Genomic DNA, 23097 nt, shown 5'->3' with positions numbered 1-23097 from the left:
GTCGTATCTCAGAGCTTGAACGCTTCCGAACAAAGCGCGTGCAGTTTCGGGAAGATGCCCTTGCCGCCCGTGATGACCAGGGTTCCGTCCTGCAGCACCGACTTCGGATCTGGTTTCACCACCGTGCCGCCGGCTTCCTCGACCAGAAGCATGCCAGCCAGGCAATCCCAGGCGTTCATGTGCTCTTCGACATAGCCAAGCAGCCGGCCGGCGGCGACATAGGCGAGCATCAGCGCGCCGGACGCATTGCGGAAGAAGACGCCGCCATCGGCCAACAGCTTGCGGATCAGCACGGCGACATTCTCGGTGTCGGCGCGGTTCGAAAATCCGGTCCCGATAGAACCTTCCTCGATGCTGGTGGCCGCACTGGTCCTGATCGGCCGGCCGTTGACGAAGGCGCCGCCGCCTAGCCTGCCGTGAAACGTCTCGCCGGTCGACGGCTCATGGATGACGCCAACCACGGCCTCCCCGTCCCAGGCGCAGGCGATCACCACGCACCAGGCCGGAATGCCCCGCACGAAATTGGCGGTGCCGTCGATAGGGTCGATGACCCAGACATAGCCTGTCGAGCCGACAACAGACGCGTGTTCCTCGCCGACGATGCCGTCTTGCGGATAGTCAGCGGCGATTGCCGCGCGTATGAACAGCTCGACCTCGCGGTCACCGTCCGAGACCAGGTCCTGATGACCCTTACTCTCGATGGTCAGGTTTTCCAGATCGCGAAAATATCTCAGGCCGAGGTCGCCTGCCCGACGCGCCAGATCGATGGCAAATTGCATGCGGGCGTCATGGTCATTGTTCACGGCGGTACTCGATCTAGCGGAAGGGTGGCCTGCCTTTAGCAGAGGCGGACCCCACCTTCCAAGCCAGGAGTATTTCGCACCGGGACTGTCAGGCCGCTTGCGACAATGATTTATGGGCCTCGGCGAGGATCTCGAACGACCGCACCCGCGCCGCATGATCGAACATCTGCGCGGTGACCATCAGCTCGTCGGCACCGGTACGGCGCACGAAGGCATCGATGCCTTGCCGGACCGTTTCCGGGGAGCCGACGACGGCGCAGGACAATGCCTGGCCGAGCATGGTCTTGGCCATCGGATCGAGATCGCGGTCATAGTTCTCGACAGGCGGCGGCAGCCGGCCGGCCCGGCCGGTGCGCAGATTGACGAAAGCCTGCTGCAACGAGGTGAACAACAAACGTGCCTCGGCATCGGTTGGCGCGGCAAAGACGTTGAGGCCGAGCATGACATGCGGCTTGTCGAGCTGTTCCGACGGCTGGAAGCGCGAGCGGTAGACGTCCAGCGCGTGATCCAGCTCCGCCGGCGCGAAATGCGAGGCGAAGGCGTAGGGCAGGCCGAGCATGGCGGCGAGCTGCGCGCCGTAGAGGCTGGAGCCGAGGATCCAGACTGGCACGTTCTGGCCTTCGCCGGGTACGGCGCGAATGCGCTGGCCTTCCTCGGCCGGCTGGAAATAGCCCATCAGCTCGACGACATCCTGCGGGAAATTGTCGACGCCTGCCTCAAGGTTGCGACGCAAGGCGCGGGCCGTGCCCATGTCGGTGCCGGGCGCCCGGCCGATGCCGAGATCGATGCGGCCCGGATGCAAGGCGGCCAGCGTGCCGAACTGCTCGGCAATGACCAGCGGCGCATGGTTGGGCAGCATGATGCCGCCGGCACCGACACGAATGGTCTTCGTGCCGCCGGCAACATGGGCAATGACGACCGCGGTTGCCGCACTGGCGATCCCCGGCATGTTGTGATGCTCGGCCAGCCAGAAGCGCTTGTAGCCCAGCCGCTCGGCATGGCGGGCAAGATCGAGTGAGTTGGCCAGCGACTGCGAGGCATTGCTGCCTTCGATGATCGGCGACAGGTCGAGAACGGAAAGTTCGGTCATGAGGGGTATCCTGTGTCAGGATCGCATGTAGGACGCGCCCGGCGACGCCGCAAATTCAAAAATATTGATCAGCCTTTCGCGGGTTCGGTGTCGGCGCTGTCGTCCTCCTCGACGACGGTCGTCTGCTGCGCGGCGAGAAAATTGCCGACGTGGCTCAGCCCATCGAAGTGATCGCAGAACACCTTGATGACAACCAGCAGAGGCACCGCCATCAGCGCGCCGACGAAGCCCCACAGCCATGACCAGAAGGCGATGGCGATGAAGATCGCCACGGCGTTGATCTCGAGGCGCCTACCGACCACCATCGGTGTGACGAACTGGCCTTCGACGATGTCGCACAACAGCACGAAGGCCGGCGCCAAGAGCGCGTAGGAGATTGTGTCGAAGCTGATCAGCGCCATGACCGCGACAAGCACGATGGTCAACAGCGCCCCGACATAGGGCAGGAAATTGAGCAGGGCGGCAGCGACGCCCCAGACCATCGGGTTGGGCATGCCGAGTGCCCACAGGCCGAGGCCAATGACGGCGCCGAGACCGGCATTGATGATGGTGACGGTGAGCAGATAGTGCGAGATTTCGCGTTCCACGTCATAGACGACGCGCAGCGCCCGCTTCTTATCGCTGAGACGGGCGAAGGACTGGATGATCTTTTCATAGAACATCGTGCCGGACGCGAGCAGGAATAGCGACAACACGAAGATGATGGTGAGGCTTGTTCCCCCCGACAGGATGTTGCTGGCCGCCGCCGACATCATGCCGGACTGCGCCACCGCCACCTTCTGGATGCCCGGCTCCTGCGACGTCTGGGTCAGCTGCTCGACCTGGTGCGAGATCTGCATGATCTTCTCGAAAGGTCGCCGCAATTGCGCCAGCCGTTCAGTGAGCTGCTGGCCGATCGACGAGGTGTTGTTGATGAGCTCGATGATCGGGCCGCTGAGCAGGTAGCCGGCGCTGGCAAGGATGCAGATCGACAACAGCACGAGAAGGGTCGCCGAAATCACTTCGGGGATGCCGTGCTTGCGCAGCAGCCGAACGATGGGCGTCAGCGTCAGAGCCAGCAGGAAAGCCAGGATGACCGGCATGAAGAAAGCGCGGGCAAAGTAGAGCGCGTAGATGGCCATGAACAGGAAGATGCCGATGAGCAGTGAACGCATCAGATGCGTGTCGGCGCGAGCCGCGACGCGCGCGTCTTCAACCTCGGCAACGTCTGCGCCCAAAGCGGCGGGGTCGGCCTTCATCATGGTCCCTCAACGGCGCACCGCAATTGGTGCAATCCGTCGACCGAAAACGCTGGCGTGGCTTCAAGGTTCCGTTAGCTGGCAAGGCCCCGCGCCCGCAGGCCTTGCCGTTGGCTCAGGCGACGGACGCTGCCAGCGCCGGCGCGGCCTTGGCCGTTTCCTTGCGCACGATCGGCGCCACCCTGGTGCCGTAGAGTTCGATCGCCTTCATGATCTTGGCATGCGGCATGATGCCGATCGCCATCTGCAGCAGGAAGCGGTCATTGCCGAAGATCTTGTGCTGGGCGACGATCTTCTCGGCCACCAGCTCGGGACTGCCGACGAACAAGGCGCCATTGGAGCCACACGATTGATCGAAATGCGCCCGCGATGTCGGACCCCAGCCGCGCTCGCGGCCGATGCGGTTCATCACTTCCGCCTGCGGGCCGTAGAAATCGTCGGCCGCCTGCTCGGTCGTCTCGGCGACGAAGCCGTGCACGTTGATGCTGGTGGCGAGATCAGCCGGATCGTTGCCGGCGCGCTGGGCGGCCTCACGATAGAGATCGAACAGCGGCGCGAAGCGCGCCGGCTCGCCGCCGATGATGGCGAGCGCCAGCGGCAGGCCGAGCGCGCCCGCGCGGGCGGCGGATTGCGGCGTACCACCTATGGCGATCCAGACCGGTAGCCTGTCCTGGAAGGGCCGGGGATACACGCCGCGATCGTTGATCGGCGCACGCAGATTGCCGGACCAGGTGACCTTCACGCTATCGCGGATGGCAAGCAGCAGATCGAGCTTTTCGGCGAACAGCTCGTCATAGTCCTCGAGGTTGTAGCCGAACAGCGGAAAGGATTCGATGAACGAGCCACGCCCGGCCATGATCTCGGCACGGCCGCCCGACAGAAGGTCGAGCGTGGCAAATTGCTGGAACACACGCACCGGGTCGTCGGAGGACAGAACGGTGACCGCGCTGGTCAGCTTGATGCGCTTCGAGCGCTCGGCGGCCGCAGCCAGGGCCACGACCGGTGCCGAGGCGGCATAATCGGGCCGGTGGTGCTCGCCAAGGCCGAAGACGTCAAGGCCGACCTGGTCGGCCAGTTCGATCTCCTCGATCAGGTTGCGCAGCCGCTCATGCGGGCCGATGGCGCCGGGGCCCGGCTGCGGGCTGACGTCGGCGAAGGTGTAGAGACCGAGTTCCATTTGATGTCATCCTGGTGTTGGGTTTTGCGGCTAGAGGTAGCCATCCGCCAGCCGCGCCGCCAGAGGGGCGGACGGTGAACAGTGCATGTCGGTTTTCGCCGAAAAGGCGTCTCCCGGCTGCAACAGCCAACAATTTCATGGCTGCCATGCCGTTTTGGCGCTTGAACTCTCGATTTTCGCGCGTATGTAAGCGTCGCGAATTGACTTCAGGGAAGTGGACTTGGCTATCTATAGGGAAAAAGACGTTTTCGAGCGGCGCAACGCCGCAAACGAGGCAAAGAAGGCGCTCCTCGAGCGCTTCAAGGCAAAGCCGGCGGCGGATGATCCCGCAGTGCTGGCGCGGCAGGCCGAACGCAAGGCGATCCTCGCGGCTCGCGAAATCCGCGAGGCCGAAAAGGCCCGGCTGAAGCAGGAAAAGCTGGCACGCGAAGCGGTTGAGAAGGCCGAGCGCGAGGCGGCAGCCGAGGCGGCACGTATCGCCGCCGAGGAAGCTGCACAGGCTGAGGCCAAGATTCGGGAATCCGAAGAGAACGAGCGCATCGCCCGTTTTCTGGCCGACGAAGCCGAACGCAAGGCCAAGCGCGATGCGCGTTATGCAGCGCGCAAGCAGCGCACCGGCAGGACGCCTCCGGGCTTCTCCGCCCGCTAGCCTCCAGGCTACGAAGCAATCTGCTTCGAGAATCAGGGTCGCCTCACAGCGGCCCTGAACGTGTTTGCCCGCCGCTATGCTCAGGCGGCGAACTTCAGCCCCATGATGCCGCAGACGATGAGCGCGATGCAGGCCAGCCTGATCGCGGTGGCTGGCTCGCCGAGCAGCCAGATGCCGAGCAGTGCCGTCCCGACGGTACCGATGCCGGTCCACACCGCATAGGCGGTGCCGACCGGCAGCGCCTTCAGCGCCAGGCCAAGCAGAGCAAGGCTGACGACCATCGAGGCAACGGTCAGCACGGTCGGCACCAGCTTCGAGAAGCCATCGGTGTATTTGAGGCCGATTGCCCAGCCGATCTCGAACAGGCCGGCAAAAAAGAGAAGAATCCACGACATCGACAACGCTCCATCAGAGCACCGGACCGAAAAGTGATTTTCGGAGTCCGACGATCAATCAAACAATGGCGGGTCGTCCCGTCCGGATTTTTGGGGAGGCGCGAGATCGTCCCCGCCACGCCAACATAGGAATTTCGGGCGCTCGATCAACAGCGACCGGCAACACCGTTGCCGGTCGCTGTTCTATTCCGAAGCGGATGGACCGGACTTACTTGTCCTTGAGCTTCATCGCCTTGACCGGCGGGGCCTTCAGGGCCGGAGCCGGGACCGGCTTCTTGGCATCCTTCTTCGGCTTGCGGGCTTCCTTGCCTGCCTTCATCGCACCTTTAGCCATGATTCGTTCCTCCTAATGTGGGAAGCGAAGTGAAACAAGAGAACCGCCCGACTGCAAGGGGTTAGCGACTGCTGCCGCCGTCAGCGGCTCGCTTTCAACCGGTTTCTAATTTGCTCGTAAACCATGGCGGTCCGTGCCATGGTTGTCTTCGCACTGCGGCATCAACCCGTGCCTTCGCCGGGTGATCGTCAGGCAGGCCGTCAGGACGACAATGCGAATCCACATCGGCTGCGAGATGAGCTTCGACTTTCCTCAGGAAACGCCGCTCATCGCGATGCTGAATGTGCACTATTCGCGTGCCTCCGATCTCGAGCGGCCGGATTTCCTGACCTCCAACCCGCCGGTGCCGATCGAAAGCTATCGCGACAGTTTCGGCAACTGGTGCAACCGGTTCGTCGCGCCGCCCGGGCGTTTCACCTTCGGCACTGATGCAGTGATCCGCGATCCCGGCACCTTCGAGATGGGCGACCTGATGGCCTGGCAGCACGAGGTGCGTGACCTGCCGGCGGACACGCTGCTGTTCCTGCTGCCCAGTCGTTTCTGCGAGAGCGATCTTCTGGCCAGCGAAGCGTGGCGGCTATTTGGGCATACGCCGCTCGGAATTCCACGCGTGCAGGCGGTCTGCGACTTCGTCCACAACCATATCGTCTTCAATTACGGCAATGCGCGGCCGACGCGCACTGCGGCGGAAGCCTATCGCGAACAGAGCGGTGTTTGCCGCGACTACGCGCATCTCGCAGTCACCTTCTGCCGGGCACTCAACATCCCGACGCGCTACTGCACCGGCTACATCAGCGACATCGGCATGCCGAAGCCGTGGGCGAGCATGGATTTCTGCGCCTGGATGGAGGTCTATCTCGGCGGCCGCTGGCATGTCTTCGACCCGCGCAACAACGCGCCGCGCATCGGCCGCATCCTGATCGCCTCCGGCCGCGACGCCGCCGACGTGCCGCTGACCCATATTTTCGGGCCGGGCACGCTCGCCGGCTTCAAGGTGTGGACTGAAGAGATCGTCGAATAGTCGCCGTCTCCTGCCCGCCGGTCTTTGGCCGGCGACCTCTTTGGCAGCCGCCGTCTTGAACGATCGGGCTACTCGCGCGTTGTTTGTGGAGCTTCGGCGGTCTGGTCGTTAGACTGGGTGCCTCGAACGGGGACTATACGATGGCCGGGCATGGCGGCTCAAAGAAAGTCATCTACGCCGCACTCGCCGGCAATCTCGCCATCGCGCTGACCAAGTTCGGCGCCGCCTTCTTCACCGGCAGTTCGGCAATGCTGTCGGAAGGCGTGCACTCGCTGGTCGATACCGGCAATGGCGGCCTTCTGCTCTACGGCATGCACCGCGCCGCCCGCCCGGCAGACCGCACGCATCCGCTCGGGCACGCCCGCGAGCTGTATTTCTGGAGTTTCATCGTCGCACTCCTCGTCTTCGCGCTTGGGGCGGGCGTGTCGTTCTACGAAGGCGTGGTCCATATCATGGCGCCGGAGCCGGTCGCCAACGCTGAGGTGACCTACATCGTTCTGGGTCTTTCCTTCCTGTTCGAAGGCAGTTCGTGGTGGGTGGCGCTGAAGGCGTTTCGCCAGCAGAAGGGCAAGGAGGGCTGGCTGCAAGCCGTGCAATCGAGCAAGGATCCGAGCGTCTACACCGTACTGTTCGAGGACAGTGCGGCCCTGCTCGGCCTGATCGTCGCTTTCGCCGGCATACTGGCGGCGGAGCTGCTGGAGATACCCGAGCTCGACGGCGCCGCCTCGATCGGCATTGGGCTGATCCTTGGCGCAACGGCGATCTTCCTGGCACGCGAAAGCAAGGGCCTGCTGATCGGCGAGCCGGCATCGCTCGAGGTGCAGAGACAGGTCCTGGCGATCGCCCAGCAGGATCCGGCGGTGCAGCGGGCGAACGGCGTCCTGACCGTCCATATGGGGCCGACAGAGATCGTCGCCGGCCTGAGCATCGAGTTCGAGGATCGTCTGACGGCGCCCGAGATCGAAGCCTGCGTCGAGCGCCTGGAGGCTAAGTTGAAAAAGGAGATGCCGCAGATCACGCGGCTGTTCGTCAAGCCGCAGACATCAGGCACCTGGGAGAAGCGGCGCAAGCTGATCGACACCGCATCCGATCCGGCTCTGGACTAGCGCTGCGCCATTGTCTCACAGTCTTGCCCCGCTAAGATTGATTAAAGAGCCTTTGGAGGAGCGAAGATGAAAATCGACGGCGGCTGCCATTGTGGCGCCATCACCTACGAGGCGGAGGTCGATCCCGAAAAGACGAATGTCTGCCACTGCACGGATTGCCAGCAACTGACCGGTACGGCTTTTCGCGTGACGGTTCCGGCGCCCGAGGATCATTACCGGATCACCAAGGGCACGCCGAAGGTCTATATCAAGACAGGATCCACTGGCGCCAAGCGCGCCCAGGCCTTTTGCGCCGAGTGCGGTTCGCACCTTTACGCCACGTCGGTCGGAGATGGTCCCAAGGTCTATGGAATTCGAGCGGGTACCGCGCGGCAACGCGAGGATTTGATCCCGACACAACAGAAATGGCACCGCTCGGCGCTGCACTGGCTGCCTGAATTTCAGGGCATGACCACCGTAGAGGAGCAGTAGCGCGGCTCAATCATCGCCTTCGACGACCCTCAGCCTGAGCTGTCCGGTTTTCGAATCGGCAACGCGCGGGCCGGGCTCGACCTGCGCCGCCGGAGCCCGCGACGCTGCGTCCGCGGCGGCGTCGCCGTCGGGCTGCGCGCCGAACTCCAGTGCCTCGATCTTCTGGCCGCGCTTGGTGACCTTCGAGGTCGAGACCAGGATGTCATCGATGTCCTTGGCCGACTGGCCGAAATGGACCTGCAGTTTGCGCACCCGCTCGTCGACACGCGCAACGTCCTCCATCAGCCGGATGACCTCGCCCTGGATCAGATGCGCCTGTTCGCGCATGCGGGCGTCCTTGAGGATCGCCTGGATGACCTGGATCGACAGCATCAGCAGCGATGGCGAGACGATGACGACGCGGGCGCGATGCGCCTTGTGGACGATCGCCTCGAAATTCTCGTGGATCTCGGCGAACACTGATTCCGACGGCACGAACATGAAGGCGGTGTCCTGCGTCTCGCCCTGGATCAGGTATTTTTCCGAGATATCGCGGACATGGATCTCGATGTCGCGGCGGAAGGCCTGCGAGGCGACCTTCTGCAGATCGGCGCCATCGGCGGCGCGAATGGCGTTCCAGGCTTCCAGCGGGAATTTTGCGTCGATAGCAAGTGACGGCGCTCCGTTCGGCATCTTCACCAGGCAATCGGGCCGGCTGCCGTTCGACAACGTCGCCTGAAATTCATAGGCGCCGTGCGGCAGGCCGTCGGCAACAATCGCCTCCATGCGCGACTGGCCGAAGGCGCCGCGCGTCTGCTTGTTGGAGAGGATCGCCTGCAGCTGCACGACTTGGCCGGCGAGCGACTGGATGTTGCCCTGTGCGACATCGATGATCGCCAGCCGCTCCTGCAATTTGGCCAGGCTCTCATGCGTCGATTTCGTCTGCTCGGTCATGGTCTGGCCGAGACGACCGGTCATGGCGTCGAGGCGCTGGCCGATCGACTGCGTCAGCTCGGCCTGCCGCGCCCCGAACACCTCGGCGATGGCACCCATGCGGCCCTGCATCTCGGCCTGCGATTGCAAAATGCCGGCCATCCGTGCCTCGGCGTCGCGGGCATGATCGGCGGCTTCCGCGGCCGCCACAGCGCGCGCCTTGGCCGACCGCCACAGCGCGATCACGAGCGCCACGAACAGGCCAAGAAACAGCAAAGCGCCGAAGGCCAGCGCATGGCCGAGCGTGATCGTGGTGGCGCCAAGCCGGGCGACGGGCTCCGAAAGGATAGTGCTCAGATCATTCATGTGGACAGCATAGACGATTCGCCCTGATAGCACAGATCAAAACGTGAACGAGCCTCAAGCCCAACGGTTGACGCTTTTCGCTGGAGGTCTTAGGTGGAACGCCATGCCGATCAAGCCGCTCATCATCCTTCCCGACCCCATCCTGCGCCAGGTTTCCAATCCGGTGGAGCGTGTCGACGCGCCCCTGCGCAAATTAGCCGACGACATGCTGGCGACGATGTATGACGCACCAGGCATCGGGCTGGCGGCAATCCAGGTCGGCGAGCCGCTGCGCATGCTGGTGATCGATCTGGCCAAGGAAGACGAGACGCCGGCGCCGCAGGTCTTCATCAACCCGGAAATCCTGGAGAGCGCCGATGCGCGCTCCGTCTATGAGGAAGGCTGCCTGTCGATCCCGGACTATTACGCCGAGGTCGAACGCCCGGCCTCCGTGCGGGTCAAGTATCTCGACCGCGACGGCAAGTTGCTGGAACTGGAGGCCGAGGGCCTGATGGCGACCTGCCTGCAGCATGAGATCGACCACCTCAATGGTGTCTTGTTCATCGACCACATCTCGAAACTGAAGCGCGACATGGTGGTGAAGAAATTCAAGAAGCTCGCCAGGGACAAGGCGCCGGGCAAGCTGGCGGGATAGGGGACATGCCCCTTCGCGTCATCTTCATGGGCACGCCGAAGTTTTCGGTGCCGACGTTGCGCGCGATTGCCGAGGCCGGACACGACATCGCCGCCGTCTATACGCAGCCGCCGCGCGCCGCCGGACGGCGCGGGCTGGAGCTGACACCGTCACCGGTGCAGCTCGAGGCGGAGCGGTTGGGCATCGAAACGCGGACCCCGGTATCGCTCAAAGGCAAGGCGGAGCAGGCCGCGTTCCGTGGCCTGCAGGCTGATGTCGCCGTGGTCGTCGCCTATGGCCTGCTGCTGCCGAAGGCGGTTCTGGAGGCAACCCGGCTTGGCTGCATCAACGGCCATGCATCGCTTCTGCCGCGCTGGCGTGGTGCCGCGCCCATCCAGCGCGCCATCATGGCCGGTGACCTGGAAAGCGGCATGATGGTGATGCGCATGGAAGAGGGTCTGGACACCGGTCCGGTCGGACTGGTTGAAAAATGCGCCATCGAACCCGATATGACAGCCGGCGATCTGCATGATCGGTTGATGAGTGTCGGTGCGACCCTGATGGTGGAAGCGCTGGCGGGACTGGAAAGGAACACCCTGACATTTGCCGACCAGGCGGTGGAAGGGGTGACCTACGCCAAAAAAATCGATAAATCCGAGACGCGCGTGGACTGGACTCGCTCGGCGAGCGAGGTTCACAATACCATTCGTGGCCTGTCGCCCTTTCCCGGCGCTTGGTCCGAGATAGGAATTGGCGGCCGCCCGGAGCGGCTGAAACTGCTTCGCTCGACGCTATCGCAAGGCCTGTCGCCTTCGGAAGATTTGGGCGAGTCGGGAGGAATTCTCGATGACCGGCTGACGGTCGCTTGTGGAGTAGGCGCGATCAGACTGGTCGAAGTTCAACGGGCGGGCGGAAGGCCCGCTGCCGCGTCGGAATTCCTGCGCGGGGCCAAGATCGAAAAAGGAATGAAATTCTCATGAGCATGATGTCGATACGCGCGGCGACGCCGCGGGATCGCGAGGCCATTCGCCTCGTCGAGGAACACGCTTTCGGCCAGCAGGCGGAGGCCGGGCTGGTCGACGCGCTGGTGACCGGTGGCGACGCCGTTGCCGAACTGGTGGCGGAAGAAGACGGCCAGGTGGTCGGCCACATCCTGTTTTCGCGGCTGTTCGTCCAGAATGGCGGCAAGAATTTTGCGGCCGTGGCGCTCGCGCCGCTGGCGGTGGAGCCTTCGTTCCATGGCAGCGGCATTGGCGGGGCGCTGATCCGCGAGGCGCATATCCGCCTCAGGGATGGTGGCGAAACGCTGGCCGTGGTGCTGGGCGACCCCACCTATTACGGGCGTTTCGGCTATAGCCACGCGCGTGCCGAGAACTTCGAAAGCGAGTACCAGGGCGAGGCGCTACAGGCGCTGGCCTGGGGCGACGCACCTGAGGCAGGCAGGCTGGTCTACGCCTCCGCCTTCACCGCTCTCGCCGCCTAGGCGAGAGCGTATAGCCGCCCGGCATGCCGCGTTTTCGCCTCGACATCGAATATGACGGCAGCCTGTTTGCCGGCTGGCAGCACCAGGCGGATCAGCCTTCGGTGCAGCAGGCGATCGAGCAAGCGATCAAAAAATTCTGCGGCGAAGAGGTCAGGTTGCGAGCCGCCGGCCGCACCGATGCCGGCGTGCATGCAACCGCCCAGGTGGCGCATGTCGACCTCGCCAAGGCGTGGCCAGGCGACAAGGTGCGCGATGCCATCAATGCCCATCTGCAGGCGGCCGGCGCACGCATCGCCATCCTGAAAGCGACGGTCGTCTCGGACGGTTTCGACGCTCGCTTCTCGGCCACCGGCCGCCACTATCTCTACCGCATCCTCAACCGCCGCGCGCCGGCCGCGCTCGACAAGGGAAAGGTGTGGTGGGTGCCGAAGCGGCTCGACACCGGCGCCATGCATGAAGCGGCGAAGGTCCTGCTCGGACGACATGACTTCACCACCTTCCGCTCGACCCAGTGCCAGGCCAACAGCCCGATCAGGACGCTGGAGCGGCTCGATGTGATGAGGCAAGGTGACCTGATCGAGGTAAGGGCCTCTGCGCGCTCCTTCCTGCACAATCAGGTGCGTTCGATGGTCGGCTCGCTCAAGCGCGTCGGCGACGGCGGCTGGACCGAAGCCGACCTGAAAGCGGCGCTCGAGGCGCACGACCGCGCCGCCTGCGGCCAGGTGGCGCCGCCAGACGGGCTGTTTCTCGTTGGCGTCGACTATTCGAGCGTCGATTATCCTGAGGTCGACTAACCTGGATAGAGGCCCGAAGGCTCTATCCAGGATAGAGGCCGGAAGGCTCTACCCGGAGACGAACCCGGAAAGGCTCTGAGCCCCGACATCATCCGGCACGGTAATGCCGAGCAGCGTCTGCAGGCCGAACAGCACCAACAGCGACGCGATGAACATGCCGACGAAAACGGCGGTGCCGACGGCTGCGCCCTTGCCGATGGTGGCGTTGGTCATGCGCCAGGTCAGCACCATCGACAGGGCAAACAACAACAGCGACACAAGGCTTGAAACCTGGCTCGCGGACGACAGGAAAAGCCGGATCAGCGCCGAAGGCAGCATCAGCCAGGCAGTGATGGCCGAAGCCCAGTTGCTGGCGACGACGTAGTGGACGAAGCGGCCGCCGATGCCGGCGCGCGGCGCGATCAAAGCGAGCGCAATCAGCGGCAGCACCCAGGAGCCGATATCGACCGTCGCCAGGCGCACCAGCATGCTGAAGCGACCCACGAAGGCATCGGGATCGCCGATCTCGTTGGCGATGCCGACCCATCCGACGATCAGCGCCGGTGCTGCAACGACAATGGCGAAAAAGGAATTCCAGAAGCCGTCGGCCGACAGGTCGAGCAGGCGCAATCCATCGGCCTTGCCGAGCATCAATCGCCAGGCGCCCGTCAGCGAAGCTTGGGTTTCGTCCGCCGAAAGCATGCTGCTCAGCCCTGTCCGAACCAGTCTTCGATGAAGCGCTGGTAGATTTGCGTCAGCGTTTCGAGATCGGCAATGGCGACGCGCTCGTCGACCATGTGCATCGTCTTGCCGACCAGCCCGAACTCGACCACCGGGCAATAGTCCTTGATGAAACGCGCGTCGGAGGTGCCTCCGGAGGTCGACAGGGTCGGCTCCTTGCCGACCGCCGACTTGATCGAGCCGCGGAGCGTTTCGATCAGTCTGTCGTCGCGAGTCAGGAAGACATGGCTTGGCCGGTCGCGCCAGATGAGTTCATAGTCGACCGGCGTCTTCTTGCCCTGCCGGTACTTCTTGCGCCTGGCCGCCTGGTCGAGCCGGTTGTGGATCTCGGCCTGCAGGGTCTCATCAGTCCAGGTGTCGTTGAAGCGGATGTTGAAGGTCGCGGTCGCCTTGGCCGGAATGACATTGGTGGCCGGGTTGCCGACATCGATGGAGGTGATCTCCAGGTTGGTCGGCTGGAAATCCCTGGTTCCCTTGTCGAAGACGGGATGCAGCAAGGCGTCGACCAGGCTCATCAGCCCGCGCACCGGATTGTCGGCAAGCTGCGGGTAGGCGACGTGGCCCTGACGGCCATTGACGGTGACGACGCCGGACATCGAGCCGCGGCGGCCGATCTTGATCATATCGCCGAGCGCGTCCGGGTTGGTCGGCTCGCCGACGATAGAGGCATCCCATTTCTCGCCCCTGGAAGCCGCCCATTCGAGCAGCTTGACCGTGCCGTTGACGGCCGGACCTTCCTCGTCGCCGGTGATCAGCAGCGAGACCGACCCTTTCGGACCACCATTCTGCTCGACATGGCGCGCCACGGCGGCGATGAAACAGGCGATGCCGCCCTTCATGTCGACCGCGCCACGGCCAAACATCTCGCCATTGGCGATCTCGGCGGCGAAGGGCGGATGCGTCCAGGCGGCTTCGTCGCCGACCGGCACCACGTCGGTGTGACCGGCGAACATCAGATGCGGGCCGTTGCCGGAACGCCTTGCATAGAGGTTTTCGATGTCGGGCGTGCCGTCTTCGGAAAACACCGGCCGATCGACCAGGAAGCCGAGCGGTTTCAGCATCGTCTCCAGTACGCTCAGCGCACCGCCCTCGGTGGGCGTCACCGAAGCACAACGGATAAGGGCGGCAAGGTTTTCGGCGGGATCGGTCGGCAGCGTCATGGAAAAAGCGATAGTCGAAAGCGCAGGGCCTGTCACGGCCAGACATAGGGACCAGCCCCATGGCTGGCGATACCGCCGACATTATGGTTTTCATGTCGTATAGTTGCGGGCCGGATGCGGGCGACAGGATGGCAAACGAGGACAGAAGGATCGTCATTGCCGGCGCCGGCAGCATCGGCTGCTATGCCGGCGGCTGCTTGGCGCTCGCCGGGCGCGAGGTGATTCTCCTGGCCCGGCCGCGTATCGAGGCGGCGTTGCGGCAGGGTGGGTTGCGGGTCGGAGACCTCGAAGGCCGCGATCGCCCGATCAAGCCGGAGTCGCTTGTCGTCACCACCGATCCGGCCGCCGCCCTGCCGCAGGCGGATGTGATCCTGGTCACGGTCAAGAGCGGCGCGACGCAGGACATGGCAGCCCTCATCAAGGCCCATGCCCGCCCCGATGCTGTGGTGGTCAGCCTGCAGAACGGCGTCGACAATGCCGACAGGCTGCGCGCCGGACTTGCTGGGCGCACGGTGCTGGCCGGCATGGTGCCGTTCAACGTAGTGCAGTCGCCGGATGGCGAACTGCCGCTGCGCGTGCACCGCGCCAGCGACGGCACGGTGATGGTCGAGGATGGCGACGCCGGCCTGGTCAACCTGCTCGGCGTCGAAGGGTTTGCGGTCGAAGCCCATGGCGAGATGATGGCCGTGCTGTGGGGCAAGCTGCTGATGAATTTGAACAACGCGCTGGTGGCGCTGTCGGACCTGCCGCTGGCGACCGAATTGGCCAACCGTGGCTGGCGGCTGATCCTGGCCGGTCAGATCGACGAGGCGCTCCAGGCGATGAAGGCTTCCGGCATCGTGCCGGCGCGGATCGCCGGCCTTCGCCCGGCGCTGCTGCCGAGAGTGCTCAGGCTGCCGGACTGGCTGTTCAAACTGCTGGCGCGGCGCATGCTGGCGATCGACCCGCAGGCACGCTCATCGATGTGGGACGATTTGCAGCGCGGCCGGCCGACGGAGATCGATGACTTGCAAGGCGCCATCCTGCGGCTGGCGGAAAAGGCCGGCACGCCGGCGCCGATGGTCCAGCGGATCACCGCCTTGGTGCGCGCGGCGGAGGCGGAGCGGCTTGGCTCGCCGGGCCTGGCGCCGGAGCAGATTGCCGCGCCGCCGGCCGGCCGTCGATCAACGTGATCTTCTGCCAGATTTTCCGCGACAGGTTGGACGCCAGGTTTTCGATGTCGTTGACGCCGTCGATGACCACGTCGTCATTGACCGACTGCGCGAACAGCGCCGCGATCTTGCCGGTGATCGACAGCATTTCGGAGCAATAGTCGAGGTAGCGCGCTAGGTCGGCGGCATTGGTGATGCGGGCCGGCGAGTGCGCCGTCGGTTTGAAGCTCGCCGAAAGGGCCGCCGGATCCTTGGTCAGCTGGTGCATGTCGATGACATGGATCAGCGAGCGCAGGCCGTGCAACTGGCGAAACACCCTTTTGCGCTTGATGCGCTCCTCGGTGCGGATCAGAGCAAGTAAGCCCAACACAGCGAGTATGACGGTGTTGATCGAAGCTTCTATGCCTTGCACCGACTGCAGGGCATCGTGGGTTCCCGAAATGCGGTCGATCGGCAAGATGGTACCGACGAACAGGAACACCAACACACCAGCGACGAAGGCGGCGACAATGAGCCCCCGCAGCCACCAGATCGGTGCTTCGAGCGTCTTGGCCGCCTTGGCCAGATCGCGCGACAGCGAGACCAGTTCGGCGGCGACTCCACGCAATCCCGCTTCGGGGAAACGATCGGCGATCCGCTCTTCCAGCCGCTCGGCGGTTTCGACGATCAGTTTCGGATCAAGCGTGCGGTAGCGCATGTCCGATCAGCCCTCAGGATTGTGCCGGCTCATTGGTACGCCGGCCATAGCGGTTGGGTCCAGGCTGCCCTGGAAACAGGCACAACACAAGGAAGGCGACGATCGAGACCACCGGCACGAACAGGATCAGCGCGGCAATGCCCGGTTTGTCCAAGTCGTGCAGCCGCTTCACCGCCAGTGCGATATTCGACCACAGCGAGGCGATGAAGGCGACAAAGAAGATGAACGACCACATGTTGCTCTCGGCCGAGCCTTCCGGTACCAGCGTGAAGCGGTAGAGCGGAAAAGCCTGGATAATGGCGACGAGCAACCCGCCAAGAAAATAGGCCGCGCGACTGACGCGGCCCGAGGTTTTGAAGAAAAGCCAGGTGAGATCTGATCTGTCAGGCAAGCGGGTCCGGTCCATATTGATTGGCGCCCCTGGCGCCTTCGAGAATGCCGCATTCCACCAGAAACCAGATCGGGCCGATGAAAGGCACCAGCATGATCAGGCTCCACCAGCCCGACTTGCCGCGATCATGCCAGCGCTTGGCATAGACTGCGAGTGCGAAATAGATCGAGGCGAGAGCGACGAGAATGCCGATGATGCCGATCTGGGCGCCGCTGGCAGTGGTGATGCGTGTGCCGAGGATCGCATCGAGAATAAAGCCAACGATGCCAATGACGACGAAAACTCCGATCGCGGCCCAGAACTTGCCACGGTTGATGCGACCATCAAAGCTTGTGAGTAGATATTTCCAGTCCATGTCACCCCCTCCATATTGAACCAGCGCGACCGATTGTCGCGCCGGCGGAAGGTGCGCTCGCTTTGCGGAAAGATCAATCGCGCAGCAATTCGTTGATCGAGGTCTTGGACCGGGTCCTGGCGTCGACGCGCTTGACGATGACGGCGCAGTAGAGGCTCGGGCCAGGCTCGTTGTTCGGAAAAGGCTTGCCCGGCAGCGAACCGGCGACGACGACGGAGTTCGGCGGCACTTCGCCATAAAAGATTTCGCCGGTGGCGCGGTCGACGATCTTGGTCGACTGGCCGATGAAGACGCCCATGCCAAGCACCGAGCCTTCGCGCACGATGCAGCCCTCGACGACCTCCGAGCGCGCGCCGATGAAGCAATTGTCCTCAATGATGGTGGGACCGGCCTGCATCGGCTCCAGCACACCGCCGATGCCGACGCCGCCGGACAGATGGACGTTCTTGCCGATCTGGGCGCAGGAGCCGACCGAGGCCCAGGTGTCGACCATGGTGCCACTATCGACATAGGCGCCGACATTGACGAAGGACGGCATCAGCACGGCGCCCGGCGCGACATAGGCCGACCGGCGCACGATCGACGACGGCACGGCGCGGAAGCCCGCCTTCTCGAAGTCGACGGCGCTCCAGCCGTCGAACTTCGACGGCACCTTGTCCCACCACACGGCCTGGCCGGGGCCGCCCTTGATGATCTCCATCGGATTGAGACGGAAGGATAGCAGCACGGCCTTCTTGAGCCACTGGTTGACATGCCACTTGCCGTCGGCCTGCCGCTCGGCGACACGGGCGGCGCCGCGATCGAGCAGGTCGAGCGCCGACTGGATGGCGTCACGCGTTTCGCCACGCGTTGCCGTCGAAATCGCGTCGCGTTCCTCGAAGGCCTTCTCAATGGTCTTTTCGAGGCTCGCCAGATCGGGCTTCGACATGAATTCGCTCCATTACCAAGCTGTTAAGGGGCTGCGCCTTAACCTGTTTTGAAAGTCGCGCGGACCCCTGGCGGGCTTTGCATGTAGCAGGTTCTTGTCGCAAAACCGCCGGACACTTTTGCGGAACCTGCTTATGTTAAGGCTCAATGGGGGTCAATCGCGGCTGCGCCATGGGACGGCGCAAGTGAAGAATTTGGACGGGTAAGGCAATTATGACTCCTATGGAAAAGGCGGGGTGGACCCCGCTGCCGCATTCGGACGAGGATCTGGAGCGGTCGAAGAGCGTGCCGGACACGCCGCAGACGCGTGCCGAAACATACCGGCTCGCCTGGAACGATCCCGACTTCATGACGCGGCGCGAATTGCGCGCGGTCAGGTTGCAGCTCGAACTCTTGAAGCCCGAGATGATCCTGGCCGAACGCGGCATCCGTTCGACGGTGATCCTGTTCGGCGGCGCACGCCTGCCGGAACCCGGCGGCGAGGCCTGGGCGGCCAAGAACGAGACGCAGAAGAAGAACCTCGAGGAAAACAGCAAATACTATGAGGAGGCGCGCAAATTCGCCCGCCTCTGCTCGCGGCAGTCGGCGGCTTCATACTACCGCGAATATGTCGTGGTGACCGGCGGTGGACCCGGTGTGATGGAAGCGGGAAACCGCGGCGCCGACGATGTCGGCGCGCCGTCGATCGGCCTCAACATCGTCCTGCCGCATGAGCAGGCGCCGAACATCTATGTGACGCCGGAGCTGTGCTTCAACTTCCATTATTTCGCCATCCGCAAGATGCATTTCGTCATGCGCGCCAAGGCCGTGGCGGTGTTTCCAGGCGGCTTCGGCACGATGGACGAGTTCTTCGAGACGCTGACCCTGATCCAGACCGGACGCATGGAGCGCGTGCCGGTGATCCTGTTCGGCAAATCCTTCTGGAAACGGGCGATCGATCTCGACTTCCTTGCCGAACAAGGCACGATCAGCCCCGGCGACCAGAACATCATCGACTTCGTCGACACCGCCGACGAGGCCTGGGGGATCATCAGCCGGTTTTACAAGTTGGGGGAGTAGGGAATAGGCAGTAAGGAACGATCTGGAAGGCGGAGACCGCAGGCGCCTTATTCTCCTACTGCCTACTGCCTACTGCCTACTGCCCATTCCCTACTGCCTTGCGACTATCGCCGTCAGAAAGCCGGCCAGATCGTCGGTGACGAAATCGACGTCATCCTCGTTGGCCGGGTCGCGCTCCCATATCTCGGAAAAGGTCGGCTCGAAATTGCGTGGCACGACAAGCACCGTGGTCATGCCGAGCGACTTCGGCACCGAAAGATTGCGGGCAAGGTCTTCGAACATCACCGCATTGTGGCCGGTGACGGCGTGGAGCTCGGCGAACTTCTCGTAGGTCTGGCGCGCCGGTTTGGGATTGAGCCCGGCCGCGACGATATCGAAGATGTCGTCGAAATGGTCGAGAATGCCGAGCTGCCGCGCAGTGCGTTCGGCGTGCCTGCGGTCGCCGTTGGTGAAGATGAACTTGCGGCCCGGAAGCTGGCGGATGGCGGAGCCGAGAACGGGATCGGGCACCAGCCATGAATAATCGATGTCATGCACCTTCTCGAGGAAATCGTCGGGGTCGATGCCGTGGCGCGTCATCAGCCCGTTGAGCGTCGTGCCATATTCGCGGTAGAGTTCCTTCTGCAGCTTGCGCGCTTCGTCGCGCGGCAGCGCCAGCAGTTCGCCGACATAGGCGGTCATCTTGACGTCGATCTGCGAGAACAGATTCGTATGGTGCGGATAGAGCGTGTTGTCGAGATCGAACACCCAGTCTGTGACATGGGCGAAGCGCGCGGGATCGGGGAGCGTGGTCATGCGCTCCTTATGGCATGAAACAAGCGTCCTGAAAGGGACTTTATCCACAACTTCTGCTCGTTGAGGTTGCACAAATCGCCTCACGATTCAAATTTTACGCATCCGGGAAAGGTGGCCTTCAGGGCTTGCTGGCACAGAGACAAATCCTGTGGGAGCAAGCGATGAACAGCATAATCTTGAAATCCGCCGCCATTGCTTTCGCCTCCGTCGCAGCTTCTCTCCTGCTGACGCTGATCATCGTTCCGGCGATGGGATTTCCGGTCAACCGTACGATCTGGCTGACCTCCACGCTCTGTCCGCTGGTGCTGGCATGGGTCGCCAGCGCAAGCACGTTCTGGCAAAGCGACAGGCTGAAAAATGCGCATCGCGAGCTTGCCCGGGCCCATGCCCAGCTCGCCGCCGCGCATCGCCGCCTGGCGGAAAAGGCGAGCCGCGACGACATGACCGGCATGCTCAACCGGGAAAGCTTCTTTGCCGCGCTCGACGGTTCGCGCCGCAAGTCCGATCGTGGCGCGCTGCTGATCATCGACGCCGACCATTTCAAGAAGATCAACGATAATTTTGGCCACCTGACCGGTGATGACGCGCTGCTTTTGATCGCCAGCGCGATCCAGCGCGGCGTGCGCGGCGGCGATGTGCTGGGCCGCATCGGCGGCGAGGAGTTCGGCGCCTTCCTGATCGGCGCCACCGAGCAGGAGGCCAAGCGGGTCGCCGAGCGCATTCGCCGCGAAGTCGAGCTGATCCGCTTCCGGCCCGTCGACGAGCGGACCATTCCGCTCACGGTCAGCATCGGCGGCACGGTCTGTGGCGACGATGTCAGCGTATCGGACCTGATGCGCGCCGCCGACCGGCGCCTCTACCAGGCCAAGCATCAGGGCAGAAACCTGACGATCCTCGATACGGACATCTCCGCGGCGGCGTGATCCGATCGCCACAACCAGCTCGTTAAGGAAATTCTAACGCTGTTTGCACTCGGTTGCACCGTTTAGCCGGGTATTCACCGCTTTGCGGCCAGACTTGGCACGATACTGGCTTCTGCGGCGATGCATGTGTCGTTCCGGGAACTGCCGTTCCAGGAATGCCACGCATTGTCGAAGCCCTCAACTGAGAGACCTCATGAGTTTCTTCATAAAAAAAATGTCACGCCGCGCGATCGTGCAGGCGCTGATCGCACTGCCTGCTTTGTCGCTGTTCCGCAAGCTGCCTGATGCCGATGCTTCCTATGCCTCCCATCCCGATCAATCCCGGGCCGACCCGAACGAGATCGTCGAGGTCAATGGCTGGATTCTGAAGCGGAGTGACCTGGCATGATCTTCGACAGCTACGAGGCGTATCGCGCAGCGAGCTTCACCCCAAAGGTCTGCATCCTCGGCTCCGGCCCGGCCGGCACCACCATTGCCCGCAAGCTTGGCGCCGCCGGCATTCCGGTCGTGGTGCTGGAGGCCGGCTCGCGTGAGTTCAGCGACGAGTCGCAGGATTTCTACCGTGGCACCACGGTCGGCGATTTCTATTTCGACCTCGACATCACCCGGCTGCGGTTCATGGGCGGCAGTTCCAACCACTGGGCCGGCTGGTGCCGCGTGCTCGACAAAGAGGATTTCGAGCCGAAGGCCTGGGTGCCCGATACGGGCTGGCCGATCCGCCGCACCGACATCGAGCCCTATCTGCCGGAAGTGCGCGATATTCTCGACCTTCCGGCCTTCCGGCCGGACATGCCGATCTCGGACGACATTCGCTGGGTGCAGCTGATCAAGAGCCCGGCTGTGCGCTTCGCCGAGAAATTCGGCGACGAACTCGACAAAGCCAGAAACATCGCGGTCGTGCTCAACACATGCGTCACTGAACTCGCCGGCGACGGCAAACGCGTGACGGGCGCCAGACTGTGGTCGAACGGGCAGGATGCCGGCTCCATCAGCGCGGACTATTTCATCGTCTGCACCGGCGGGCTGGAGAATTCGCGGCTGCTTCTGTGGTCGAACCAGCGCTCGAACGGCGGCGTCGTGCCGAATGCGACCGCGCTTGGCCGCTACTGGATGGAGCATCCGACCTTCGAGGGCGGCAATGCCATCCTAGCCGACTACAACGCGTTCGAGGTCGACGCCGTCAACGAGGCCTTCTTCTCGCCGACGCTTGCCGCGATGGAGCGACTGCGGATCATGAATTTCGGCATCCGGCTGATCGAGACGCCGTATCCCGGTGTCAAGAGCCTCATCGCCGATCTCGCCTGCACGGCGCCCGACATAGCCGAATGGATGTCCTCCAAGCTCAGTCAGAGACTGCGCTGCGCCGCCCAGCTCTACGTCGCCTGGGAACAGGCGCCGCTGGCCTCCAACCAGATCGAGCTGTCGAAGACCGATGTCGACCATACCGGCGTGCCGCGCATCGAGCTGCACTGGAAGAAGTCGGAGCGGGAACGCCGCACCCTGCTCGAAGGGCTCAGACTGTTCGGCACGACGCTGATCGAGAAGAATCTCGGCCGGGTTCGCATTGCCGACTGGATCAGCAATGGTCAGGACTATCCGACCAACGACGAGACGGCGGGCCACCACCATATGGGCGGCACGCGCATGGGTACCGACATCGGCAAGAGCGTGGTCGACGCCAACTGCAAGGTGCACGGCATGGACAATCTCTATGTCGGCGGCTCCTCGGTGTTCTGCACATCGGGCCAATGCAACCCGACGACGACGATCACCGCACTGTCCTGCCGGCTGGGCGATCATTTGAGCAAGGTGATCACCGTCTGACGGTCACACGGCAACGTCCTGAATTTCGAGGGCATGCCGACAATGCCGGCGCCTGTGACGGCGCCGGCAGATACGCGGCATGGCCTAAAAGCCGTAGACCGCGATGCGTACGAAGACGGCGGCTGCGGCCAGCCACACGAGTTGAATGCCGAGGCCGATGGGGGAGCCCCAGCCATACCATTCCATTGCCAGCTTGGCGTATTTGAACTCCTCTTCGTGCGAGAGGGGCGCGCGCTGTTGAATCAAACTCATTTTTCACTTCTTGTCGGCGGCCGGCTCTCCATGGCGGCCCGCAATCGGCCGGTCGCCGCCGCGACCGGGCTGACACCGGCCGCGGTGACCGCGCTGATCGATCGGCTGGAGGCGCGCGGCCTGCTGACGCGCACGCGCAGTCTCGAGGACAGGCGCAAGGTGGTCATAGAGGCGACCGAGGCCACGCGGGAGCTGTCGGCGCGCTACTACGGCGCCATCGCGCGAGAAGGTGAAACAGTGATCGCCAGCTTCGGCGATGCGGAGCTCGCCACCATATCGCGCTTCGTCAACGCCGCACTCGGCCTGCAGCGCGACCAGCTGGCGCGGCTGAAGGCCGAGGGGTCCGACACTCCAAACGGGCGATAGGAGTGCCGATGGCTCCCGCCCCATC

29 protein-coding genes are annotated in these 23097 nt (G+C 63.6%); 14 read left to right on the top strand and 15 right to left on the bottom strand.

All coding sequences use genetic code 11. The annotated features are described in order from the left end of the window. Positions 1 to 8: 8 nt before the first annotated feature. From ASD99_RS00520 to ASD99_RS00505, 4 genes are all read right to left on the bottom strand, one after another. Complete coding sequence (locus tag ASD99_RS00520) at positions 9 to 803, bottom strand: inositol monophosphatase family protein (protein WP_057142409.1); 795 nt, start codon at positions 801 to 803, stop codon at positions 9 to 11. Between the two features lie 88 nt (positions 804 to 891). Continuing rightward, positions 892 to 1893 (bottom strand): LLM class flavin-dependent oxidoreductase, encoded by a 1002-nt coding sequence (locus ASD99_RS00515; RefSeq protein WP_056592891.1) that lies wholly within the window; start codon positions 1891 to 1893, stop codon positions 892 to 894. Between the two features lie 68 nt (positions 1894 to 1961). Continuing rightward, positions 1962 to 3131: an AI-2E family transporter gene (locus ASD99_RS00510; RefSeq protein WP_057142660.1), complete on the bottom strand. Its 1170-nt coding sequence runs from the start codon at positions 3129 to 3131 to the stop codon at positions 1962 to 1964. Positions 3132 to 3246: 115 nt separating this feature from the next. Beyond that, positions 3247 to 4308: an LLM class flavin-dependent oxidoreductase gene (locus ASD99_RS00505; RefSeq protein ID WP_056592888.1), complete on the bottom strand. Its 1062-nt coding sequence runs from the start codon at positions 4306 to 4308 to the stop codon at positions 3247 to 3249. 220 nt (positions 4309 to 4528) lie between these two features. Here ASD99_RS00505 and ASD99_RS00500 point away from each other — a divergent pair, with 220 nt between their 5' ends. Then, a complete protein-coding gene (locus ASD99_RS00500) occupies positions 4529 to 4957 on the top strand; it encodes a DUF6481 family protein (RefSeq protein ID WP_023761392.1) in 429 nt (142 codons plus the stop codon). Between the two features lie 80 nt (positions 4958 to 5037). Here ASD99_RS00500 and sugE read toward each other — a convergent pair whose 3' ends face one another. Both sugE and ASD99_RS35065 read right to left on the bottom strand, forming a co-directional pair. Then, a complete protein-coding gene (gene sugE, locus ASD99_RS00495) occupies positions 5038 to 5352 on the bottom strand; it encodes a quaternary ammonium compound efflux SMR transporter SugE (protein ID WP_056593424.1) in 315 nt (104 codons plus the stop codon). 208 nt (positions 5353 to 5560) lie between these two features. Further along, a complete protein-coding gene (locus ASD99_RS35065) occupies positions 5561 to 5686 on the bottom strand; it encodes a hypothetical protein (RefSeq protein ID WP_082525676.1) in 126 nt (41 codons plus the stop codon). Between the two features lie 211 nt (positions 5687 to 5897). Between ASD99_RS35065 and ASD99_RS00490 the strand changes: the two genes are divergently transcribed. The 3 genes from ASD99_RS00490 (at position 5898) to ASD99_RS00480 (ending at position 8284) form a co-directional block, all read left to right on the top strand. Then, positions 5898 to 6707 (top strand): transglutaminase-like domain-containing protein, encoded by an 810-nt coding sequence (locus ASD99_RS00490; protein ID WP_056592885.1) that lies wholly within the window; start codon positions 5898 to 5900, stop codon positions 6705 to 6707. 140 nt (positions 6708 to 6847) lie between these two features. Beyond that, positions 6848 to 7813: a cation diffusion facilitator family transporter gene (locus ASD99_RS00485; RefSeq protein ID WP_056592882.1), complete on the top strand. Its 966-nt coding sequence runs from the start codon at positions 6848 to 6850 to the stop codon at positions 7811 to 7813. Positions 7814 to 7879: 66 nt separating this feature from the next. Beyond that, positions 7880 to 8284: a GFA family protein gene (locus tag ASD99_RS00480; protein WP_056592879.1), complete on the top strand. Its 405-nt coding sequence runs from the start codon at positions 7880 to 7882 to the stop codon at positions 8282 to 8284. A 6-nt stretch (positions 8285 to 8290) separates the two neighbouring features. Here ASD99_RS00480 and ASD99_RS00475 read toward each other — a convergent pair whose 3' ends face one another. After that, entirely contained in the window at positions 8291 to 9562 is a 1272-nt protein-coding gene (locus ASD99_RS00475) for a DNA recombination protein RmuC (protein ID WP_056592875.1), read from the bottom strand. Positions 9563 to 9665: 103 nt separating this feature from the next. Between ASD99_RS00475 and def the strand changes: the two genes are divergently transcribed. The 4 genes from def to truA are packed head-to-tail and all read left to right on the top strand — an operon-like array spanning position 9666 to position 12452. Beyond that, positions 9666 to 10196: a peptide deformylase gene (def, locus tag ASD99_RS00470; protein ID WP_056592872.1), complete on the top strand. Its 531-nt coding sequence runs from the start codon at positions 9666 to 9668 to the stop codon at positions 10194 to 10196. A gap of 5 nt (positions 10197 to 10201) precedes the next feature. Then, on the top strand, positions 10202 to 11155 hold the full coding sequence (gene fmt, locus ASD99_RS00465) for a methionyl-tRNA formyltransferase (RefSeq protein WP_057142408.1): 954 nt from the start codon (positions 10202 to 10204) through the stop codon (positions 11153 to 11155). Continuing rightward, a complete protein-coding gene (locus ASD99_RS00460) occupies positions 11152 to 11658 on the top strand; it encodes a GNAT family N-acetyltransferase (RefSeq protein WP_056592866.1) in 507 nt (168 codons plus the stop codon). Before fmt ends, ASD99_RS00460 begins: the two co-directional genes overlap by 4 nt. A 23-nt stretch (positions 11659 to 11681) precedes the next feature. Next, the gene (gene truA, locus ASD99_RS00455; RefSeq protein WP_057142407.1) at positions 11682 to 12452 is read left to right on the top strand and encodes a tRNA pseudouridine(38-40) synthase TruA; all 771 of its coding nucleotides are present in this window, start codon (positions 11682 to 11684) and stop codon (positions 12450 to 12452) included. A 48-nt stretch (positions 12453 to 12500) separates the two neighbouring features. Here the strand turns inward: truA and ASD99_RS00450 are convergent, their stop codons facing one another. Next, a complete protein-coding gene (locus ASD99_RS00450) occupies positions 12501 to 13133 on the bottom strand; it encodes a hypothetical protein (RefSeq protein WP_056592859.1) in 633 nt (210 codons plus the stop codon). 5 nt (positions 13134 to 13138) lie between these two features. Then, complete coding sequence (dapE, locus tag ASD99_RS00445) at positions 13139 to 14332, bottom strand: succinyl-diaminopimelate desuccinylase (protein WP_057142406.1); 1194 nt, start codon at positions 14330 to 14332, stop codon at positions 13139 to 13141. 128 nt (positions 14333 to 14460) lie between these two features. Here dapE and ASD99_RS00440 point away from each other — a divergent pair, with 128 nt between their 5' ends. Next, positions 14461 to 15504, top strand: a complete 1044-nt coding sequence (locus ASD99_RS00440; RefSeq protein WP_057142659.1) for a 2-dehydropantoate 2-reductase — start codon at positions 14461 to 14463, stop codon at positions 15502 to 15504. Here the strand turns inward: ASD99_RS00440 and ASD99_RS00435 are convergent. The 4 genes from ASD99_RS00435 to dapD all read right to left on the bottom strand — a co-directional run bounded on the left by ASD99_RS00435 (position 15404) and on the right by dapD (position 17854). Then, positions 15404 to 16180, bottom strand: coding sequence for a hypothetical protein (locus tag ASD99_RS00435; RefSeq protein ID WP_057142405.1), 777 nt, complete (start codon positions 16178 to 16180; stop codon positions 15404 to 15406). The two genes, ASD99_RS00440 and ASD99_RS00435, sit on opposite strands and share 101 nt — an antisense overlap. Before the next feature lie 13 nt (positions 16181 to 16193). Next, on the bottom strand, positions 16194 to 16571 hold the full coding sequence (locus ASD99_RS00430; RefSeq protein WP_056593418.1) for a DUF805 domain-containing protein: 378 nt from the start codon (positions 16569 to 16571) through the stop codon (positions 16194 to 16196). Next, complete coding sequence (locus ASD99_RS00425) at positions 16564 to 16926, bottom strand: DUF805 domain-containing protein (protein WP_057142404.1); 363 nt, start codon at positions 16924 to 16926, stop codon at positions 16564 to 16566. The genes ASD99_RS00430 and ASD99_RS00425 overlap by 8 nt, the downstream gene beginning before the upstream one ends. A 73-nt stretch (positions 16927 to 16999) precedes the next feature. Then, positions 17000 to 17854: a 2,3,4,5-tetrahydropyridine-2,6-dicarboxylate N-succinyltransferase gene (dapD, locus tag ASD99_RS00420; RefSeq protein ID WP_056592846.1), complete on the bottom strand. Its 855-nt coding sequence runs from the start codon at positions 17852 to 17854 to the stop codon at positions 17000 to 17002. Positions 17855 to 18066: 212 nt separating this feature from the next. Between dapD and ASD99_RS00415 the strand changes: the two genes are divergently transcribed. Then, positions 18067 to 18912 carry an LOG family protein gene (locus ASD99_RS00415; protein ID WP_082525674.1) on the top strand — a complete coding sequence of 282 codons (846 nt, stop codon included), beginning with the start codon at positions 18067 to 18069 and terminating at the stop codon, positions 18910 to 18912. A 90-nt stretch (positions 18913 to 19002) separates the two neighbouring features. Here ASD99_RS00415 and ASD99_RS00410 read toward each other — a convergent pair whose 3' ends face one another. Then, a complete protein-coding gene (locus ASD99_RS00410) occupies positions 19003 to 19707 on the bottom strand; it encodes a pyrimidine 5'-nucleotidase (RefSeq protein ID WP_056592840.1) in 705 nt (234 codons plus the stop codon). A 161-nt stretch (positions 19708 to 19868) separates the two neighbouring features. Here ASD99_RS00410 and ASD99_RS00405 point away from each other — a divergent pair, with 161 nt between their 5' ends. From ASD99_RS00405 to ASD99_RS00395, 3 genes are all read left to right on the top strand, one after another. Further along, a complete protein-coding gene (locus ASD99_RS00405) occupies positions 19869 to 20630 on the top strand; it encodes a GGDEF domain-containing protein (protein WP_057142403.1) in 762 nt (253 codons plus the stop codon). 193 nt (positions 20631 to 20823) lie between these two features. Next, complete coding sequence (locus tag ASD99_RS00400; protein ID WP_056592832.1) at positions 20824 to 21018, top strand: hypothetical protein; 195 nt, start codon at positions 20824 to 20826, stop codon at positions 21016 to 21018. After that, positions 21015 to 22454, top strand: coding sequence for a GMC oxidoreductase (locus ASD99_RS00395; RefSeq protein ID WP_057142402.1), 1440 nt, complete (start codon positions 21015 to 21017; stop codon positions 22452 to 22454). Before ASD99_RS00400 ends, ASD99_RS00395 begins: the two co-directional genes overlap by 4 nt. Positions 22455 to 22538: 84 nt before the next feature. On the opposite strand, the gene ASD99_RS34025 is transcribed toward ASD99_RS00395, so the two are convergent. After that, on the bottom strand, positions 22539 to 22706 hold the full coding sequence (locus ASD99_RS34025; RefSeq protein WP_164482266.1) for a hypothetical protein: 168 nt from the start codon (positions 22704 to 22706) through the stop codon (positions 22539 to 22541). Positions 22707 to 22736: 30 nt separating this feature from the next. On the opposite strand from ASD99_RS34025, the gene ASD99_RS00390 reads away from it, so the two are divergent. Further along, a complete protein-coding gene (locus ASD99_RS00390; protein ID WP_082583101.1) occupies positions 22737 to 23072 on the top strand; it encodes a MarR family winged helix-turn-helix transcriptional regulator in 336 nt (111 codons plus the stop codon). The last annotated feature ends 25 nt before the right edge of the window (positions 23073 to 23097 follow it).

Source organism: Mesorhizobium sp. Root695 (assembly GCF_001428185.1).
Taxonomy (GTDB): Bacteria; Pseudomonadota; Alphaproteobacteria; order Rhizobiales; family Rhizobiaceae; genus Mesorhizobium.
The sequence above is the reverse complement of the archived record's forward strand: the minus strand, read 5'-3'. Positions and strand labels throughout refer to the sequence as shown.